Source organism: Cryobacterium zongtaii, from assembly GCF_002909375.1.
Lineage (GTDB): Bacteria > Actinomycetota > Actinomycetes > Actinomycetales > Microbacteriaceae > Cryobacterium > Cryobacterium zongtaii.
Genome location: NZ_PPXD01000005.1, coordinates 53,905 through 70,444 on the forward strand (window position 1 = coordinate 53,905; position 16,540 = coordinate 70,444).

At 68.6% G+C, this 16,540-nt stretch carries 18 protein-coding genes; 9 read left to right on the forward strand and 9 right to left on the reverse strand.

The annotated features are described in order from the left end of the window. Positions 1-10: 10 nt before the first annotated feature. Entirely contained in the window at positions 11-1,687 is a 1,677-nt protein-coding gene (locus C3B61_RS02515; protein ID WP_088455717.1) for a ribonuclease J, read from the reverse strand. 86 nt (positions 1,688-1,773) lie between these two features. Further along, positions 1,774-2,751 carry a 4-hydroxy-tetrahydrodipicolinate synthase gene (gene dapA / locus C3B61_RS02520; protein WP_088455716.1) on the reverse strand — a complete coding sequence of 326 codons (978 nt, stop codon included), beginning with the start codon at positions 2,749-2,751 and terminating at the stop codon, positions 1,774-1,776. Positions 2,752-2,864: 113 nt separating this feature from the next. Between dapA and C3B61_RS02525 the strand changes: the two genes are divergently transcribed. The 5 genes from C3B61_RS02525 (at position 2,865) to C3B61_RS02545 (ending at position 6,457) form a co-directional block, all read left to right on the forward strand. Then, positions 2,865-3,314: a TlpA family protein disulfide reductase gene (locus tag C3B61_RS02525; protein ID WP_103459435.1), complete on the forward strand. Its 450-nt coding sequence runs from the start codon at positions 2,865-2,867 to the stop codon at positions 3,312-3,314. Between the two features lie 8 nt (positions 3,315-3,322). After that, positions 3,323-3,838 carry a DUF4395 domain-containing protein gene (locus tag C3B61_RS02530; RefSeq protein WP_103459436.1) on the forward strand — a complete coding sequence of 172 codons (516 nt, stop codon included), beginning with the start codon at positions 3,323-3,325 and terminating at the stop codon, positions 3,836-3,838. Positions 3,839-3,936: 98 nt separating this feature from the next. Next, entirely contained in the window at positions 3,937-4,362 is a 426-nt protein-coding gene (locus tag C3B61_RS02535; RefSeq protein WP_088455713.1) for an OsmC family peroxiredoxin, read from the forward strand. 3 nt (positions 4,363-4,365) lie between these two features. Then, the gene (locus tag C3B61_RS02540) at positions 4,366-5,250 is read left to right on the forward strand and encodes a TIGR01777 family oxidoreductase (protein WP_103459437.1); all 885 of its coding nucleotides are present in this window, start codon (positions 4,366-4,368) and stop codon (positions 5,248-5,250) included. A 226-nt stretch (positions 5,251-5,476) separates the two neighbouring features. Next, complete coding sequence (locus tag C3B61_RS02545) at positions 5,477-6,457, forward strand: hypothetical protein (RefSeq protein WP_133160213.1); 981 nt, start codon at positions 5,477-5,479, stop codon at positions 6,455-6,457. 163 nt (positions 6,458-6,620) lie between these two features. On the opposite strand, the gene C3B61_RS02550 is transcribed toward C3B61_RS02545, so the two are convergent. Both C3B61_RS02550 and dapB read right to left on the reverse strand, forming a co-directional pair. Further along, positions 6,621-7,064 (reverse strand): tetratricopeptide repeat protein, encoded by a 444-nt coding sequence (locus C3B61_RS02550; RefSeq protein WP_088455710.1) that lies wholly within the window; start codon positions 7,062-7,064, stop codon positions 6,621-6,623. Continuing rightward, positions 7,061-7,900: a 4-hydroxy-tetrahydrodipicolinate reductase gene (gene dapB, locus C3B61_RS02555; protein WP_103459439.1), complete on the reverse strand. Its 840-nt coding sequence runs from the start codon at positions 7,898-7,900 to the stop codon at positions 7,061-7,063. Before dapB ends, C3B61_RS02550 begins: the two co-directional genes overlap by 4 nt. Before the next feature lie 59 nt (positions 7,901-7,959). On the opposite strand from dapB, the gene C3B61_RS02560 reads away from it, so the two are divergent. After that, the gene (locus tag C3B61_RS02560) at positions 7,960-8,451 is read left to right on the forward strand and encodes a GNAT family N-acetyltransferase (protein ID WP_103459440.1); all 492 of its coding nucleotides are present in this window, start codon (positions 7,960-7,962) and stop codon (positions 8,449-8,451) included. A 65-nt stretch (positions 8,452-8,516) separates the two neighbouring features. After that, entirely contained in the window at positions 8,517-8,891 is a 375-nt protein-coding gene (locus C3B61_RS02565; protein ID WP_103459441.1) for a nuclear transport factor 2 family protein, read from the forward strand. A 20-nt stretch (positions 8,892-8,911) separates the two neighbouring features. On the opposite strand, the gene C3B61_RS02570 is transcribed toward C3B61_RS02565, so the two are convergent. The 3 genes from C3B61_RS02570 to C3B61_RS02580 form a co-directional block, all read right to left on the reverse strand. After that, a complete protein-coding gene (locus tag C3B61_RS02570; RefSeq protein ID WP_088457927.1) occupies positions 8,912-9,514 on the reverse strand; it encodes a histidine phosphatase family protein in 603 nt (200 codons plus the stop codon). Between the two features lie 55 nt (positions 9,515-9,569). Further along, positions 9,570-10,937, reverse strand: a complete 1,368-nt coding sequence (locus C3B61_RS02575; protein WP_103459442.1) for a M16 family metallopeptidase — start codon at positions 10,935-10,937, stop codon at positions 9,570-9,572. Between the two features lie 65 nt (positions 10,938-11,002). Further along, positions 11,003-12,031, reverse strand: a complete 1,029-nt coding sequence (locus C3B61_RS02580) for an aldo/keto reductase (RefSeq protein ID WP_241983673.1) — start codon at positions 12,029-12,031, stop codon at positions 11,003-11,005. Positions 12,032-12,295: 264 nt separating this feature from the next. On the opposite strand from C3B61_RS02580, the gene C3B61_RS02585 reads away from it, so the two are divergent. Then, positions 12,296-12,799 (forward strand): glutathione peroxidase, encoded by a 504-nt coding sequence (locus C3B61_RS02585; protein ID WP_088455704.1) that lies wholly within the window; start codon positions 12,296-12,298, stop codon positions 12,797-12,799. A 10-nt stretch (positions 12,800-12,809) separates the two neighbouring features. Here C3B61_RS02585 and C3B61_RS02590 read toward each other — a convergent pair whose 3' ends face one another. Further along, on the reverse strand, positions 12,810-13,472 hold the full coding sequence (locus C3B61_RS02590) for a VOC family protein (RefSeq protein ID WP_103459444.1): 663 nt from the start codon (positions 13,470-13,472) through the stop codon (positions 12,810-12,812). Between the two features lie 161 nt (positions 13,473-13,633). On the opposite strand from C3B61_RS02590, the gene C3B61_RS02595 reads away from it, so the two are divergent. Then, positions 13,634-14,113, forward strand: a complete 480-nt coding sequence (locus C3B61_RS02595; RefSeq protein WP_088455702.1) for an Lrp/AsnC family transcriptional regulator — start codon at positions 13,634-13,636, stop codon at positions 14,111-14,113. A 99-nt stretch (positions 14,114-14,212) separates the two neighbouring features. Here the strand turns inward: C3B61_RS02595 and C3B61_RS02600 are convergent, their stop codons facing one another. Further along, positions 14,213-16,501, reverse strand: a complete 2,289-nt coding sequence (locus C3B61_RS02600) for a polyribonucleotide nucleotidyltransferase (protein WP_088455701.1) — start codon at positions 16,499-16,501, stop codon at positions 14,213-14,215. Positions 16,502-16,540: the final 39 nt, after the last annotated feature.

Here is a 16,540-nt window from a genome sequence, read left to right on the forward strand (position 1 = left end):
CAGCGGGCGGTTACGCCTCGATGATCATCGGAACGATCATCGGGCGGCGGCGGAACGACGCCTGTACCCAGCGGCCGACGGTGCGGCGCACGACCTGCGTGAGCGCGTAGGTGTCGTGGGTGCCGTTCTGCGCGGCCTCGGCCAGGGCGGCCTCGATCTTGGGCCGGACGGAGTCGAAGACCGAATCGTCTTCAGCGAAGCCCTTGGCGTGGATCTCCGGGCCGACGATGACCTTGCCGGTGGACTTGTCCACCACGACGATGATCGAGATGAAGCCTTCCTCGGACAGGGTGCGCCGGTCGGTGAGGTCGGCTTCGGTGATCTCACCGACGGTGGAACCGTCGACGTAGACGTAGCCGAGGTCGAGCTGGCCGACCTTCGTGACGTTTCCGTCGCGCAGGTCGAGAACGGTGCCGTCCTCGGCGAGGATGGCCCGTTCGACGGGCACCCCGCTCTGCACGGCGAGCTTGGCGTTGGCCACCAGGTGGCGGTATTCGCCGTGCACGGGCAGCACGTTCTTCGGGCGGAGCACGTTGTAGACGTAGAGCAGCTCGCCGGCGGCGGCGTGTCCGGAGACGTGCACCTTGGCGTTGCCCTTGTGCACGACGTTCGCGCCGAGCTTGGTCAGGCCGTCGATGATGCGGTAGACCGCGTTCTCGTTGCCCGGGATCAGGCTGGAGGCCAGGATGACGGTGTCGCCGGGGCCGACCTCGATCTGGTGTTCCTTGTTGACGATGCGGCTGAGCACCGCCATCGGCTCGCCCTGCGAACCGGTGGACATGTAGACGATCTTGTTGTCCGGGATGTTCCCGGCCTTCTTGAAGTCGATGAGCACACCGTCGGGCACCTTGAGGTAGCCGAGGTCGGCGGCGATGGTCATGTTGCGCACCATCGAGCGGCCCAGCAGGGCCACGCGGCGGCCGTTGGCGTGAGCGGCGTCGAGCACCTGCTGCACCCGGTGCACGTGGCTGGAGAAGCTGGCGATGACCACCCGGCGCGGGGCGCGGGCGATGACGTCTTCCAGGACCGGGCCGATGGCGCGCTCGGACGGCGTGAAGCCGGGAACGTCGGCGTTGGTGGAGTCGACCAGGAACAGGTCGATGCCCTCTTCGCCCAGGCGGGCGAAGTCGCGGAGGTCGGTGATGCGGTTGTCCAGCGGCAGCTGGTCCATCTTGAAGTCACCGGTATGCAGCACGCTGCCACCCTCGGTCTTGATGGCGACGGCGAGGGCGTCGGGGATCGAGTGGTTGACCGCGACGAACTCGAGGTTGAACGGGCCGAGGCGTTCCTTCTGGCCTTCCTTCACCTGCAGGGTGTAAGGGGTGATGCGGTGTTCCTTGAGCTTGGCCTCGATGAACGCCAGCGTCAGGCCGGAGCCGATCAGCGGGATGTCCTGGCGCAGCTTGAGCAGGTACGGCACCGCGCCGATGTGGTCTTCGTGGCCGTGGGTGAGCACGACGCCGACGATGTCTTTCAGGCGGTCCTTGATCGGGGTGAAGTCCGGCAGGATCAGGTCGACACCGGGCTGGTGCTCCTCGGGGAACAGCACGCCGCAGTCGACGATCAGGATTTTGCCGTTGATCTCGAAGGTGGTCATGTTCCGGCCGATTTCGCCGAGTCCGCCGATGGGCGTGACGCGGAGTGTTCCCTTGGGGAGCGCGGGCGGTGCGTATACGTCGTTGGGCATAAGCCCTCCTATTGTGGAGTTGGTGGTGCGTGAAGTTAGTGGTGGGTGGAGTTGGTGCTGCTGTTGATCCGTGGTGCGTTTATCTTTTAGCGTGTGGTTCCGGCGACCTTGGGCAGCGCCCCGCCGGCGGCGGCGTTGCGGTCGGGGCGGAAGTTGGTGAAGTCGACGCCGGGGATGTTCCGGACGAGGTCGATTTCGTCTTCGATCATGGCGGCTTCGGATTCCTCCGGGCCGACCAGGGGCAGGCGCACGCGCGGGCTGCTGATGCGACCCAGCCCGTGCAGGATGTACTTGGCCGCGACGGTGCCCGGCACGTGGGTCATCACGGCGCGCACGAGGGGTTCAAGCTGCTGGTGCGCGAGCGTGGCCGCCTTGAGGTCACCCGCGTTGACGGCATCCACCATCTGGCGGTACGGCTTGGCTGCGATGTTCGCGGTGACGCCGATCAGGCCGGTGGCGCCGATCGACAGGTGCGGCAGCACGTTGGGGTCGTCGCCGGAGAAGTAGAGCAGGTCGGTCTGGTTGAGCACCCGGCTGACCTGGGCCAGGTCGCCCTTGGCGTCCTTGACGGCGAGGATGTTCGGGTGCTTCGCGGCGCGCAGGATGGTCTCGTAGGTGATCGGGATGCCCGTGCGTCCCGGGATGTCGTACAGGATCACCGGCAGATCGGTGGCATCCGCGATCATGCGGAAGTGCGTGAGAACACCGGCCTGGGTGGGCTTGTTGTAGTACGGCGTGACGATCATGTTGCCGTCGGCGCCGGCCTTCTCGCTCTGCTTGGCGAGTTGCATGGCGTGGGCGGTCTCGTTCGAGCCGCCGCCGGTGATGATCTTGGCGCGACCGGCCGCAACGTCCTTGCCGACCTCGACGAGCCGGATCTTCTCGGGGTCGGTGAGGGTGGAGGTCTCGCCGGTGGTGCCGGTGACGACGATGCCGTCGGCCCCGGCGGTGATGACGTCGTCGATGTGCTTCTCGACGTCGGCCCAGGCGACCTCACCGTCAGCGGTAAAAGGTGTCACCAGGGCGACGAGGACCTGCCCGAAGGGGTTGTAAGGAGTAGACACGTTTTACAGGTTATCGTCTAGCGCGCCCTCCCGCGCCTCCACGCCTGCCCTCGCGCGCGTCATCTGCCGTCATACGAGGGGTCTGAGGCCCGCCGCGGCGTAACCTCGCCTGCATGAACCCCGCCGCCGCCCTGCTCGTTCTGGTGTTGTTGGTCGCGTTGACCACCGCGCTGGGACTGGTCTGGCGCCGTCGGCAGGGCCGGCTCACGAGCTCGACCGACTCGGTGGATGCCGTCACGGCCGCCCAGCTGGGCCTGTCCGTGTCGGACACCCCGGGGGTTTTCGGCGCCGAGGCGACGCTGCTGCAGTTCTCCACCGAGTTCTGCGCCCGCTGCCCCGGCACGAGCGTGCTGCTGGGCCAGGTGGCGGATGCCCGCATCGGCGTGCGGCACGTGGAGGTGGACCTCACCCATCGCGCCGACCTGGCCCGGCGGTTCAAGGTTCTGCAGACGCCCACCACGCTGGTGCTCGACAGGGCCGGCCGGGTGCGCGCCCGGGTGGGTGGTGTGCCGGACCGGGCCGCCCTGCACGCGCACCTCGATGACCTTGCCCGAAACGTTTAGGAGTCCCGATGACCCAGCCAGAATCCGCTGCGACGGCTTCCGCCGCCGCCGCTGCCGCTGCCGGGAAGCGGACGGGCATCGACCCGCGCGGCCCCCGGTTCGGCGCGGCCGTCACCGCCGTCGTGCTGCTGGCGGTAATCTTCCTGGCGCTCGTCGGAGCCTCCGACGCCGCCCTGGCGCTGCTCGCCGTGCAGACCGCGGTGTTCGCCTGGGGCACCATCGCCGGGGCCGCCCGGCATCCGTACGGGTGGCTCTACAAGGCCCTCGTGCGCCCGCGGCTCGGCCCGCCGGCCGAACTCGAAGACCCGGCCCCGCCCACCTTCGCCCAGGGTGTCGGCCTGCTGGTCGCCCTGACCGGGGTGCTGCTCGGCCTGGCCGGAGTGCTCGTGGCCGTGCCCCTCGCGGCGGCGGCCGCGTTCGTGGCGGCTTTCCTGAACGCGGCCTTCGACTACTGCCTGGGCTGCCAGCTGTACCTCCTGCTGGTGCGGGCCGGCGTCCTCGGGCGCAGCCCGGCGGCGCCCTGACCGGCGGGTCTGGCGAACCTGCCCGTCGTCCGAGGATTCCCTGTGAACGGTTCAGGCCCGGCGGATAGGCTGGTGCTCCACTTCCAGGAGGTATCACCATGGCCCTGACCAGCGAAGCAACCACCGTATGGACCGGAGACCTGACGACGGGTTCCGGAACCGTCACGCTCGATTCCTCGCACGGCGGGTCGTTCCCGGTGAACTGGAAGGCCCGGGCCGAGGGCACCGCCAATACGACCAACCCCGAGGAGTTGCTGGGCGCGGCGCACGCATCCTGCTTCTCGATGGCACTGGCCCTGATCCTGGCCGACGCCGGGCACACCCCCACGAGCATCCAGACCACCGCGGCGGTCACGTTCGTGGCCGGCACCGGTGTCACCGGCAGCCACCTGCTTGTCAGCGCCAACGTTCCCGGTGTCACCGAGGCGGAGTTCGAGGCGTTCGCGCAGGACGCGAAGGTGAACTGCCCGATCTCGCAAGCGTTGACCGGCATCCCGATCACCATCGAAGCCGAACTGGCCTGAGCGGTGCGCGTACTCATCTCCGGAGCCTCCGGGCTCATCGGCACCGAACTGACCCGCCAGCTGGAAACGGCCGGCCACACCGTGCTGCGTCTGGTGCGACGCCCCGCGCGCTCCAGGTCGGAGGTGCGCTGGGACCCGGCGACACTGACCCTGGATCCCACCGTGCTCGACGGCGTGGATGCGGTGATCAACCTGTCCGGCGCGTCGATCGGGCGGTTGCCATGGACCAAGTCCTACCGCCGCCAGATCATGGAATCGCGGGTGCAGGCCGCTCGTACCCTCACCGACGCCATGCGCCGGGCCGGCACGCCACCGACGGTGCTGCTGAACGCGTCCGCCGTGGGGATCTACGGCAACCGGCCCGGCGAGGAGCTCACCGAGGAGTCCGCACCGGGCTCGGACTTCCTCGCCACCGTCGTCACGACGTGGGAATCGGAGGCCCGGCTGGCCCCTGAGGGCACCCGGGTGGTGCTGCTGCGTACCGGCCTGGTGCTCGCCAAGGGCGGCGCGCTGAAGCCCCTGATGCCGATCGTCCGGCTCGGCCTCGGCGGACCGCTCGGCCGTGGCAGCCAGATCTGGCCGTGGGTAAGCCTCCACGACGAAGCCGCGGCGATCGTGCACCTGCTCACCTCAGAGCTGAGCGGCCCGGTGAACCTCACCGGCCCCACCCCGGCAACGGCCAACGAGGTGATCCGGGCCGTGGCCTCGGCGCTGCGCCGGCCGTTCTTCCTTCCGGTGCCCGAGTTCGTGCTGACCCTGGCGCTGCAGGATGCAGCCAGGCAACTGTTGCTCGCCGACCAGCGGGTGAGCTCGGCGAAGCTGCAGGCCGACGGGTTCCGTTTCACCCACCGTACGGCCGCCGAAGCCGTCACCTGGATGCTGCGCTAGGAGTTCCGGGCTCGTCGCTCGCGGTGGCTGAATCTCGTTATGCGGGGTAGGCGCCGTTATGCGGGTGGCGCGCCACCCGCATAACGGCGCGTGACCCGCACTACGCATCCGAAGGGCCAGCCCGACGCGATGGCTGGGCAATCCTCCACAGGGGCGCCGGCCCGATGTTGTGAACGACCACGGTTCGAGCGCCGTGGCCGCGGCACCCGGCGCCGACACTCGCTGGATGAGCGATCGTCGAGAACACCCGTCCTTCCCACCCGAGGTGCTCCTGGCCGCCGACTATCGGCGAGCCCTCGGCGCCGATCTTCGCCTGCGTCGCGGTGCCGAGCGCGGTTACCTGCACCGCATCGGCTGGGGCCAGTACTGCCCAGCAGGCGTCTGGGCCGGCCTCGACCGTGACCAGCGGTATGCACTGAGAGTGCGGGCGGCGGCGCTGGCCCGACGAGGCGCGTTGCCGCTCTCCCACCAGTCGGCCGCGGTGCTGTGGCAACTACCGCTGCAGGCACCGTGGCCCGATGAGGTGCACTTCCTGGGCCCGCGTGCAGCCGGCGGCCGCTCGGACCCGGGCATCCGCAAGCACACGGTGGGCTTCGACGCCCGCGATGTGGAGCTGAAAGACGGAGTGCTGGTCACCTCGGTAGCCCGCACGGTGATCGAGCTCGCGACGATTGTGGACCTCCGGTCGGCGGTCGCCGCGGCCGATCGGGCTCTGGCGGTGGATCGGACCGGTCGCATCCCGCCGCTCACGAACCGGGCGACCCTGCTCGAAACCTGGCACCGGATGCTGCCGTTCCGCGGTTCGGTGCGGGCGCGCACGGTGATCGACTTTGCCACGCCGCTCTCGGGCTCTCCCGACGAATCGGGCAGTCGGGTGACGATCGCGCTGGCCGGACTTCCCGAACCCGAGTTGCAGCATCCGTTCGTGATCGAGGACCGCACCGTCTTTTCAGACTTCTTCTGGCGGGGCGTGCGGGGTGTGGGCGAGAGCGACGGTCGGGTGAAGTACTTCGATCCGGTGCTGCTCGCCGGACGCACCCCGGCAGAGGTGGTGTACGAGGAGAAGCTCCGCGAGGATGCCATTCGGCTGCAGGTGCTCGGCTTCGTTCGCTGGGACCACGCCACCGGGATGAGCGTGCCGCGGTTGTCGGCGCGGCTGGCGCGCCTGGGCCTCACCCCGGGGCGCCCCCGGCTGGCCGGGCGCTGAGCGGGCCGGTGCGGCGCGGAGCAGGCCGGGCGCGCTCTGGGCGCGAGGTGGGCGACTCGAGGTATGCGGGTAAGGCGCCGTTATGCGGGTGGCATGCCACCCGCATAACGGCGAGGCACCCGCATAACGGCGCGGCACCCGCATGACGGCGCACGCGCCGAGCTCAGGCCGCGGACTTCTCCAGGGCCATCGCGGTGCGAAGCGCCGAGCGGGCGCGGCGGCGGTCGCCCGACGCGTCGTAGGCCAGGCCGAGGCGGAACCAGGCCCGCCAGTCCTGCGGCGCGGCATCCACGGCCTCTTGATACTGCGGGAACTGAGCGTCCGCCGCCTCGCGGTATGGCCGGCCGCTCGGGCGGCTCGGTAGGTCGTTGACCGGCAGGGCGCCCTCGGCGTCGAGCTGCTTGACCAGGCGTTCGCACCGGATGCCGAAGCTGATCTCGCGCACCAGCGCCCACGCGCCGATCAGCGGCAGCACGATGAGCGCAACGCCGATGAGGATGCCGACAGGGTCACCGCTCTGCACGAAGAGCACCGCGCGCCAGCCGACGAGCACCAGGTAGAACACGAGCAGGAGTGCCATCACGACGACGGCGATGCGGCCCTTCATTCGCCGGGCTCCATTTCGGCATCCTCGGGGCCCGGCGGTGGCCCAGCAGTCGGCTCGTCCGGCGACCCGGCAGACGCCACGGCGGGCTCGAGCACGTCACCGGTTAGCCCCAGGTCGATCAGCTGGTCGAGTCCGACGGTCACCCCGACGCAGTCGCGGGCGGCGGCCAGGGCCACCAGGATGCCGCGCTCGTAGGCCTCGGCGGAGAGCGTGTTGTGCGTGATCGTGAGGGTCTCCCCCGAGCCGCCGAAGATCACGTCCTGGCGGGCCAGCACGCCGGCCAAGCGCAGGCTGTGCACCGGCACCGTGGCGACCTGCTGGCCGCGGGCACGCTGGTCGACATGCGGCGCGGAGACCGGGCCGAGGCCGGCGCGGGCGGCGGCCATCAGCTCGGCGGTGCGCACGGCGGTTCCCGACGGGGAGTCGACCTTGCCGGCCTGGTGCGCCTCGACGATCTCGATGGAGTCGAAGAATCGGGCGGCAAGGGCCGCGAAGGCCGTGCCGAGCACCGAGCCGAGTGAGAAGTTGGGGATGATCACGGCGCCGACATCCGTGCGGCCCTTGAGTTTGTGGCCGAGCGCGTCGATGCGGGGCTGGGACCAGCCCGAGGTGCCGACAAGCACCCGGATGCCGTTGTCGATGGCGAAGTCGACCACGCCCTGGCTGACCGCCGGAACGGTGAGGTCGATCGCCACATCCGCGCCGAGCATCTCGGACAGGGCACTGGTGGAATCAAGCCGGGCGACCACGTCGTACCCCGGCGTACTCTCGACCAGGCCGCCGACCAGGCGGCCCATCTTGCCCGTTGCGCCGACGATGGCCACCCGTGTTGTCATGCTGCCAATCTACCAACCGGGGCGGTTGCCCCCGGCACCGAGGCACGTACCCTAGGGGCATGCCTGAATTCACCGCGGTCTCCGTCACGGATGCGGGGTCCATCACCCTGCTCACCCAGTACTTCAGCGATCGCGCGTCCACGTTCCCCTCCGCCGGCGGCTATCGCACCACGTTCCCGGCTCCCGAACAGTTCGTCCCGCCGCGCGGCCAGTTCCTGCTCGTGAGCGAGACCCAGGGGTCGCGCACCTTCGTGGGCTGCGGCGGCATCCGTCGAATCGATGACGGCGCGGATGGTGCGGTGCGGTTCGAGGCGAAACACCTCTGGTTGCAACCGGAGGTGCGCGGCCGCGGCTGGGGCACCCTGCTGCTCGCCGAACTCGAAACCCGGGCCAGGGCGTTCGGGGCCACGGAGCTGGTGCTCGACACGAACTCGAGCCTCGAGGCGGCCGGGGCGCTGTACCAGCGCTCCGGCTATCAGGATGTGCCGCCATACAACGACAACCCGAACGCCACGAACTGGTACCGAAAGGTGCTCGCCCCGACCCCCTGACCCGTCAGTGCTGGCTGCTCTCACAGCAGGCGGCGCGGATGCGCGGCAGGAGGAGGTCGGTCGAGATGACGGTCACACGCGCCACGCTGACGGGGTTCCTGGCGGCGTTCAACAACCACGACCTGGACGCGAGCATGGGCTATTTCGCCGAAGATTGCGTCTTCTACCCGCCTAGGGGTGCGAAGCCTCGGGGCGATCGTTTCGTGGGCAGGGCCGAGGTGCGGGCGGGGCTCTCCAGCCGATTCGAGGGCATCCCGGACGTGCACTATGGCGACGACCGGCACTGGGTGTGCGGCGATGATCTCGGAGTCTCCGAGTGGACGCTGACCGGCACGTCAGTGTCCGGCCGGCGACTCGAAGTGCGCGGCGTCGACCTGCTCGAATTCGATGCCGCCGGGAAGATCCGCCGCAAGGATTCCTTTTGGAAGATCCTCGACTGAGGCGGGTTACCGCCTCGCCCCTAGAACAACAGCGGGTCCGGCAGGCCGGTTCGCAGCTCTACCGGCAGGTGGCCGAGGTCGTTGTGGGTGACCAGCGACCACGGCCGGCCGGGCTTCTGCTGCAGCACGGTGAGGCCGCAGTTGGCCTGGTTGATGCTGATCCAGCGCCAGTCGGGGGCGCCGAGCACCTCGCGGACGAACCAGGCGATCACGAAGTTGTGGGTGATCAGCAGGTCGTGTCGGGGACCCCGGTGCGGATGCAGGAATTCCGCGACTGCGTCCTCCATCTGAGCGCGGCCGGCCTCGATCTGGTCGTCGCTGACCGAGTTGAAGAACGGCGCGTATGCTTTCGGCATCTCCGGCGCCCGGCCGGAGGGAACGCAGTCGAACAACAGCGGCGACGGCTCCGAGGTGAGCGACGGCAGCCGGTCGGCGATGATGGCCGCCGTCTCCGCGGCACGTTGCAGCGGCGAATGCCAGGCGCCGGTGAACGGCACCCCGCCCAGGCGTTCGGCGATGAGGTGCGCCTGACGCTTGCCCCGCGGTGACAGCGGGCCGTCCGGCAGGCCGTATTCGGCATCCTGCTGTTCACCGTGTCGCACGAGGTAGAGGTACTGGGGCATCATCGCCCTTTCGGTTGATGTCGTAAGAAGTCGAACGGGGCTCGCCGTGAACAGTTCAGTTCGGCGGGAGGGGCGCCGCCCGGCGGGACAGCACGGCGTCGAAGGCGTCCTCCTCGAGGGCGCCGACGGCGGCCACGGAGAACGGCCGGGAGACCATGTCGACCGCCAGCTGCTGCACATCGTCCGCGGTGACCAGCGCGAGGCGCCGCAGGGCCTCGTCGAGGTCGACGAACTCGCCCAGCGTGATCTCGGAGCGGCCGAGCCTGGACATCCGGGTGTCGGAGTCTTCGAGGGCCAGGGCGGATGCGCCGGAGAGCTGACCGGAGGCCCGCTTCATCTCGTCGGCGGTCACACCGTGCTCGGCGAGGCGGTGCAGCTCGTCGAGCATGATCTCGGTGACCTGACCGGCCTTGGCCGGGGTGCAGCCGGCGTACATGCCGAAGATGCCGGCGTCAGAGTAGCCCGGCGCGAACGAGTAGACGGAGTAGGCCAGGCCGCGCTTTTCGCGCACCTCCTGGAACAGGCGCGACGACATGCCGCCGCCGAAGATGGAGGTGAGCACATTCATCGCCACGCGGCGGTCGTCGGCGGCCACGAGACCCGGCACGCCGATCAGCAGGTTGGCCTGCTCGAGCGGACGGTGCACGACGCTGATGGGCTGGCCCTGGCTGATCACGGCGGCGGCGCCGGAGCGGCGTCCCACCGGTGCGGCGTACTCGCCCAGGTCCCAACCGGCCTGCAGCAGCGACCGGGTGACGGCGGCCACGAGCACGTCGTGGTCGACGGCGCCGGCAACGGTCACGACCAGGTCTTGCGGGCGGTAGTTGGCCCGGTAGTGCTCCCAGACGGCGTCTCGGGTCGCGGCGCGGATGGTGTCCGGGCTGCCGCCGATGGGTCGGCCCAGCGGATGCGCGCCCATGACGGCCTGGAAGAAGCGTTCGTTGGCGACGTCGGCCGGGTCGTCGTCGGCCATCGCGAGTTCCTCGAGGATGACGCCGCGCTCGGTTTCGAACTCCGCGGGGTCCAGCAGCGACGAGGTGATCATGTCGGTGAGCACCTCCACGGCCATGTGGAGGTCACGATCCTGCACCTTGGCGTAGTAGCAGGTGTATTCCTTGGCCGTCATGGCGTTGTGTTCGCCACCGACGGCGTCGAACGCGATGGCGATGTCCAGCGCCGAACGCTCTGCGGTTCCCTTGAACAGCAGGTGCTCGAGGAAATGCGTGGAGCCGAAGTGACCGGGCTGTTCGTCGCGGGACCCCACGGCCACCCAGTAGCCGATGGTGAGGCTGCGGCTGCCCGGCACCTGTTCGGTGACGATGCGCACCCCGCTGGGGAGGACGGTGCGCCTGACGAGGGACTCACCAGCGGCCCGAAACGAGAGTTCGGTCAGGTCAAGGGGAAATTCAACGGCACCGTTCATATCCCCTCAACCTTACGACACCGGCGCGACCGGGCCCCGCTGGACGCGGCGGGCCTGGGCGCCGGTCAGGCCGACACCTTGTCGAGGTCGACCATGTCGGCACGGCCCAGCCGCACGGCGGCCGCGGCGACCAGGGCATCCACCTGTTCCGGCCGGCTCGCGCTGGCGACCGGGGCCACGACACCGTCCTTGGCCAGCAGCCAGGCCAGCGCGATCGTCGACGGAGCCACCCCGTGGTCCTCCGCGATGCGTTCGAGCACGCCCAGCACCTTGAGGCCGGCCCGGTTGAGGTAGGCCGATGCGCGGCCGGCCCTGATGGTGTCGGTGAGGTCGGCTTTGGAGTGGTACTTGCCGGTGAGGAAGCCGTGCGCGAGGGCGAAGTACGGCATCACCGCGACACCCTGCGCCCGGCTGACCAGGGCCAGCGACGATTCGAACGAGACCCGGTTCATCAGGTTGTACGGGGTCTCCAGGGCCACGAACCTGGGCAGGCCGTTGGCGGCGAGTACCCGGGCCTCCATCAGGCGCTCCGCTGTGAAGTTGGACGCCGCGAGGTGCCGCACGGTGCCGTTGGCGATGAGCATCTCCATGGCGCCGAGGCTCTCCTCCAGCGGCACGTCGAGGTCGTCGTAGTGGAAGTGTAGAAGGTCGATGTGGTCGGTGCCGAGCCGCTCGAGGGAGGCGTGCACCGCACCGACGATGCTGCGCGGCGAGAGGCCGGGGTTGTCGCGGTTGCGGCCGATCTTGGTGGAGACGATGGTGTCGTCGCGCAGACCGCGGGTGCGCATCCACGACCCGATCAGCACCTCGCTGCGTCCGGCGGCGTAGCTGTCAGCGGTGTCGAGGAAGTTGCCACCGAGTTCCCAGTGCCGGTCGAGGATCGCCATGGCGGTGTCGCCGTCGGTGGTCCAGCCGAAGACGCTGCAGCCCAGCGCCAGCGGGTGCACGGTGAGGTCGGTGTCGCCGATGGTGCGCCGGATGTCCGGGGCGGCTGGGCGGTCGTGGTCGGGCAGCTGAACCGGAGCGGTGTGCTGGACCTCCACCGGGCGGGTTTGCAGGATGAGATCGGCTGTCGTCAGGCTGTCTGGTGTCACCCGCTCCGTTGCTACATGCTCCGTTGCCACATGCCCCGTTGACACACGCCCCGTCGCCACGCTGCCTCTCATGCCTTCACCGCCCCTCGGACGGACCAGCGCGGCTGCCGCGCGGACCCGTGTAAAGCCGAGAATAACCCGATCCGGCCAATCCGCCGGGGGCGCGCGGCAAGCGTTACACAAATGTGCGGCTTTACCCCCCGTTTAGCCGAAAATAGGCCTTCGGTGAGCTCTCTCGAAGGGTCGGGGAGTAGTGTTTCCGGCATGTCTGACTCACCGCTGTACGGCGTCCCGCTCACCCTCATCGACGGCACCCCGACCACGTTCGGCCGGTTCGCCGGCAAGACCGTACTCGTGGTCAACGTGGCATCGAAGTGCGGCTTCACGCCCCAGTATGCCGGCCTGGAGGCGCTCTACCGCCGTTTCGCTGACGACGGCCTGGTGGTGCTCGGGTTGCCGTGCAACCAGTTCATGGGCGAGGAACCCGGCAGCGAAGAGGACATCCAGCAGTTCTGCGAGCTCAACTTCGGGGTCACCTTCCCGCTCACCGCCAAGGTGGATGTGCGCGGCAAGAATCAGCATCCGCTGTACAGTCAGCTCACCGCGTTCCGGAAGGGCATGCTGCCGGGGCTGATCAAGTGGAACTTCGAGAAGTTCCTGGTGAACGGCGACGGCGTGATCGTCGACAGGTTCGCGTCGACGGTGGAACCTGAATCTGCACAGCTCGTCGCCGCGATCGAGAAGGCCCTGGCGCGCGAAGCGGCCTGAGCCACGCCGGTCAGGCGTCCCAGCTGCACACGCAGAGCTCGTTGCCCTCTGGGTCGGCGAGCACCCACCAGTCCGGGGCGTGTTCGTCGGTGAGCAGCACTCCCCCGACGTCGATGATGTCCTGCACCCGGTCCTCACAGTCGGCGACGGGCACGTACACGTCGAGGTGGATGCGGTTGCGCTCGGTGCGTTGGATCTCCATGTGCTGGAACCACACCTTGGGGCCACCGCCGCGAGGATCACGCAGTTCGATGTCGTCCGCGGGACCGGACTCCACATAACCCAGCCCCACCCGCCAGAATGGGCGCACGGCCTCGGCGTCGGTGCAGTCGATGGCCACGTCGGCGCGGCTGGGCACCAGACGGGTGGCGTGCGCCTCCTGCTCGGCGGCGAGTTCCTGGATGCGCTGGGCGAGCCGCAGATCCCGTTGGGTGATGCCACCCACATCGTGGCTCGTGAGCTCGAACTCCACGGACCCGTAACCCAGTTTCACGTCTGGGTGATGATTCTGGGCGTCGGCGTCGGCAGCGACGGCATCCACCAGGTGCACGGCCGCGGCGAAATCGGCCGTGCGGTAGGTGGCATACAGCGTTCCCTCCAGATGCAGGAAATCGCCCCCGGAGAGCACCGATCGGGTTTGAGCGGGAGTCAGGGTCTGGCGGGTGTCGTCCATCCGACCACTCTTCCGTGCGGCGTCGGCCCGGTCAACCCTGGGCGAATCGTCGCCTTGCCGCACCCTGACCGGTGTGGACTTCCCGCCCGCGCAGCGAATGTGGGTCACGGTGTGCACTGTGCCCTGTTCAGGGGCCAGCGCGCATGCTACGGTCAGGCAGTATGCACCACTTGGACAGAGTCGATCTCGAGTTGCTCCGTGCGCTGTGCGCCACCCCCGACAGCACCTATGTGGGGCTCGCCAACACGCTCGGGCTCTCCCGCAACACCGTGCAGGCCCGGATGAGCCGGCTCGAGGAGTCCCGGGTGTTTCTCGACTTCGATCGCCGGGTCAGTCCGGCCGTGCTCGGCTATCCGCTGACCGCGTTCATCGAGGTCCACATCGTGCAAAAGCGCGCCGCCGACATCATCGCCGAGCTCAGCCGCATCCCCGAGATCGTGCAGGCGCACGGCATGAGCGGCGCAGCGGATCTGCTGGTGCGGGTGGCCTGCGCCGACTCCGAAGACCTGTTCAGGATCGACCGCACGATCCTCGCCTGCGAGGGCGTCGAACGCACCGAGACCTCCCTCGCGATGGGCGAGCTCATCCCGTATCGCATCGTTCCCCTGCTGGAGCGGGGCGTGCAGCCCAGGTCGGGCTAGCTGCATTCTGCAGACGCGAAAAGGCCCGCCCTGCCGAAGCAGGACGGGCCTTCCGTCTGACCGGCACACCTGGCGAGAGGTGGCCGGCAGAACTAGTGACTAACCTTCGGCCGGAGCTTCGGGTCCCTCGGATGCAGCGTCACGACCGTGCGTGTCGGCTTCATCGGCGAGGACCGGGGCGAGCGAAAGCTTGCCGCGGTCGTCAATCTTGGTGATCTCGACGAGGACCTTCTGGCCCACGCCGAGGACGTCTTCGACGTTCTCCACGCGCTTGCCGCCGGCGAGCTTGCGCACCTCAGAGATGTGCAGCAGGCCGTCCTTGCCCGGGAGGAGCGAGACGAAGGCGCCGAAAGCGGCGATCTTCACGACAGTTCCGAGGAACTGCTCGCCAACCTCGGGGTTGGTGGGGTTCGCGACGGAGTTGACCATGATGCGAGCGGCCTCGGCCGACGGACCATCGACGGCGCCGATGTACACGGTACCGTCTTCCTCGATCGAGATGTCGGCTCCGGTCTCGTCCTGGATCGAGTTGATCATCTTGCCCTTCGGGCCGATGAGCTCGCCGATCTTGTCGACGGGGATCTGCACGCTGATCACGCGGGGCGCGGTCGGTGCCATCTCGTCGGGCTTGTCGATCGCGGCGTTCAGCACGGCGAGGATCGTCGTGCGAGCATCCTTCGCCTGCGTCAGCGCGCCGGCCAGGACCGACGCGGGGATGCCGTCGAGCTTGGTGTCGAGCTGGATCGCGGTGACGAACTCAGCCGTGCCGGCAACCTTGAAGTCCATGTCGCCGAGGGCGTCTTCGGCACCGAGGATGTCGGTCAGAGCCGCGTAGCGGGTCTTGCCGTCGACGGTGTCGGAGATGAGGCCCATCGCGATGCCGGCGACCGGGGCGCGCAGCGGCACTCCGGCGTTCAGCATGGACAGGGTGGAGGCGCAGACGGAACCCATCGAGGTGGATCCGTTGGAGCTGAGCGCCTCGGAGACCTGACGGATGGCGTAGGGGAATTCCTCACGGCTGGGCAGCACGGGAACCAGGGCACGCTCAGCGAGCGCTCCGTGGCCGATCTCGCGACGCTTCGGCGTACCGACCCGACCGGTTTCACCGGTGGAGTAGGGCGGGAAGTTGTAGTTGTGCATGTAACGCTTCTTGGTGACCGGGCTCAGGGAGTCGATGGTCTGCTCGAGCTTGAGCATGTTCAGCGTGGTGACACCCAGGATCTGGGTCTCGCCGCGCTGGAAGATAGCGGAACCGTGCACGCGCGGGATGACCGCAACCTCGGCGTCGAGCGGGCGGATGTCGGCCAGGCCGCGTCCGTCCATGCGAACACCCTCGTTGAGCACGCGTGAGCGCACCACGAGCTTGGTGACGGACTTGTACGCCGCGCCGACCTGGTTGTTGGCGGTTGCGGGCAGCTCGCCGGCTTCGACCTTGGCCGCGATGGCGGTCTTGACGGATGCCTTGAGCACGTCGTCGGCATCCTGACGCGCGATCTTGTCGGCGATGACGTAGACGTCCTTGAGTCCCTCGTAGGCCAGGGCTGCGACGGCGTCGTAGGTCTCCGGGGTGTACGGCGGGAACAGCGGGTAGTTGCCGGTGGGCTTGGAGGCCGCGGCGGCCACCTGCTGCTGGGCGACGATGAGCTGCTTGATGAACGGCTTGGACGCCTCGATGCCCTCGGCGATGACCTCTTCGTTCGGCTTGATGGCGCCGCCCTGGATCAAGGTCCAGGCGTTGTCGGTCGCTTCGGCCTCGATCATCATGATCGCGACGTCTTCGCTGCCATCGGCATCCGTCACAACGCGGCCGGCGACGACCATGCTGAACACGGCCTCTTCAACCTGCGAGTGCTTCGGGAAGGCGACCCACTGGCCGGAGCCGTTGTCGTCGGGGATGAGGGCGACGCGGACGCCACCGATCGGGCCGGAGAACGGCAGGCCGGCGATCTGGGTCGACATGGACGCGGCGTTGATGGCCAGGACGTCGTAGTACTCGTCGGGCGCGATGGCCAGAACGGTGACGACAACCTGGATCTCGTTGCGCAGTCCGTCGACGAACGACGGGCGCAGCGGCCGGTCGATCAGACGGCAGGTGAGGATCGCTTCGGTCGACGGGCGACCTTCGCGGCGGAAGAAGCTGCCCGGGATGCGGCCGGCGGCGTACATGCGCTCTTCGACATCGATGGTCAGCGGGAAGAAGTCGAAGTTGTCCTTCGGCTGCTTGCTGGCGCTCGTGGCGGAGAGAAGCATGGTCTCTTCGTCGATGTAGGCAGCGGCTGAGCCCTGTGCCTGCTGGGCGAGACGCCCGGTTTCGAAACGGATGGTGCGCTTGCCGTACTTGCCGTTGTCAATAACGGTTTCGGCGAACGTGATTTCTGGACCCTCCATATGGGGGTTCTCTCCTTTGTTTAGACTCGTTTGCCCGTG

Bases quoted from the DNA above. Each gene is read 5' to 3' on its own strand.
- C3B61_RS02515 (WP_088455717.1), bottom strand. From the start codon at position 1,687: ATGCCCAACGACGTATACGCACCGCCCGCGCTCCCCAAGGGAACACTC.
- C3B61_RS02525 (WP_103459435.1), top strand. From the start codon at position 2,865: ATGAACCCCGCCGCCGCCCTGCTCGTTCTGGTGTTGTTGGTCGCGTTG.
- C3B61_RS02530 (WP_103459436.1), top strand. From the start codon at position 3,323: ATGACCCAGCCAGAATCCGCTGCGACGGCTTCCGCCGCCGCCGCTGCC.
- C3B61_RS02535 (WP_088455713.1), top strand. From the start codon at position 3,937: ATGGCCCTGACCAGCGAAGCAACCACCGTATGGACCGGAGACCTGACG.
- C3B61_RS02545 (WP_133160213.1), top strand. From the start codon at position 5,477: ATGAGCGATCGTCGAGAACACCCGTCCTTCCCACCCGAGGTGCTCCTG.
- C3B61_RS02550 (WP_088455710.1), bottom strand. From the start codon at position 7,064: ATGAAGGGCCGCATCGCCGTCGTCGTGATGGCACTCCTGCTCGTGTTC.
- dapB (WP_103459439.1), bottom strand. From the start codon at position 7,900: ATGACAACACGGGTGGCCATCGTCGGCGCAACGGGCAAGATGGGCCGC.
- C3B61_RS02560 (WP_103459440.1), top strand. From the start codon at position 7,960: ATGCCTGAATTCACCGCGGTCTCCGTCACGGATGCGGGGTCCATCACC.
- C3B61_RS02565 (WP_103459441.1), top strand. From the start codon at position 8,517: ATGACGGTCACACGCGCCACGCTGACGGGGTTCCTGGCGGCGTTCAAC.
- C3B61_RS02570 (WP_088457927.1), bottom strand. From the start codon at position 9,514: ATGCCCCAGTACCTCTACCTCGTGCGACACGGTGAACAGCAGGATGCC.
- C3B61_RS02575 (WP_103459442.1), bottom strand. From the start codon at position 10,937: ATGAACGGTGCCGTTGAATTTCCCCTTGACCTGACCGAACTCTCGTTT.
- C3B61_RS02585 (WP_088455704.1), top strand. From the start codon at position 12,296: ATGTCTGACTCACCGCTGTACGGCGTCCCGCTCACCCTCATCGACGGC.
- C3B61_RS02590 (WP_103459444.1), bottom strand. From the start codon at position 13,472: ATGGACGACACCCGCCAGACCCTGACTCCCGCTCAAACCCGATCGGTG.
- C3B61_RS02595 (WP_088455702.1), top strand. From the start codon at position 13,634: ATGCACCACTTGGACAGAGTCGATCTCGAGTTGCTCCGTGCGCTGTGC.
- C3B61_RS02600 (WP_088455701.1), bottom strand. From the start codon at position 16,501: ATGGAGGGTCCAGAAATCACGTTCGCCGAAACCGTTATTGACAACGGC.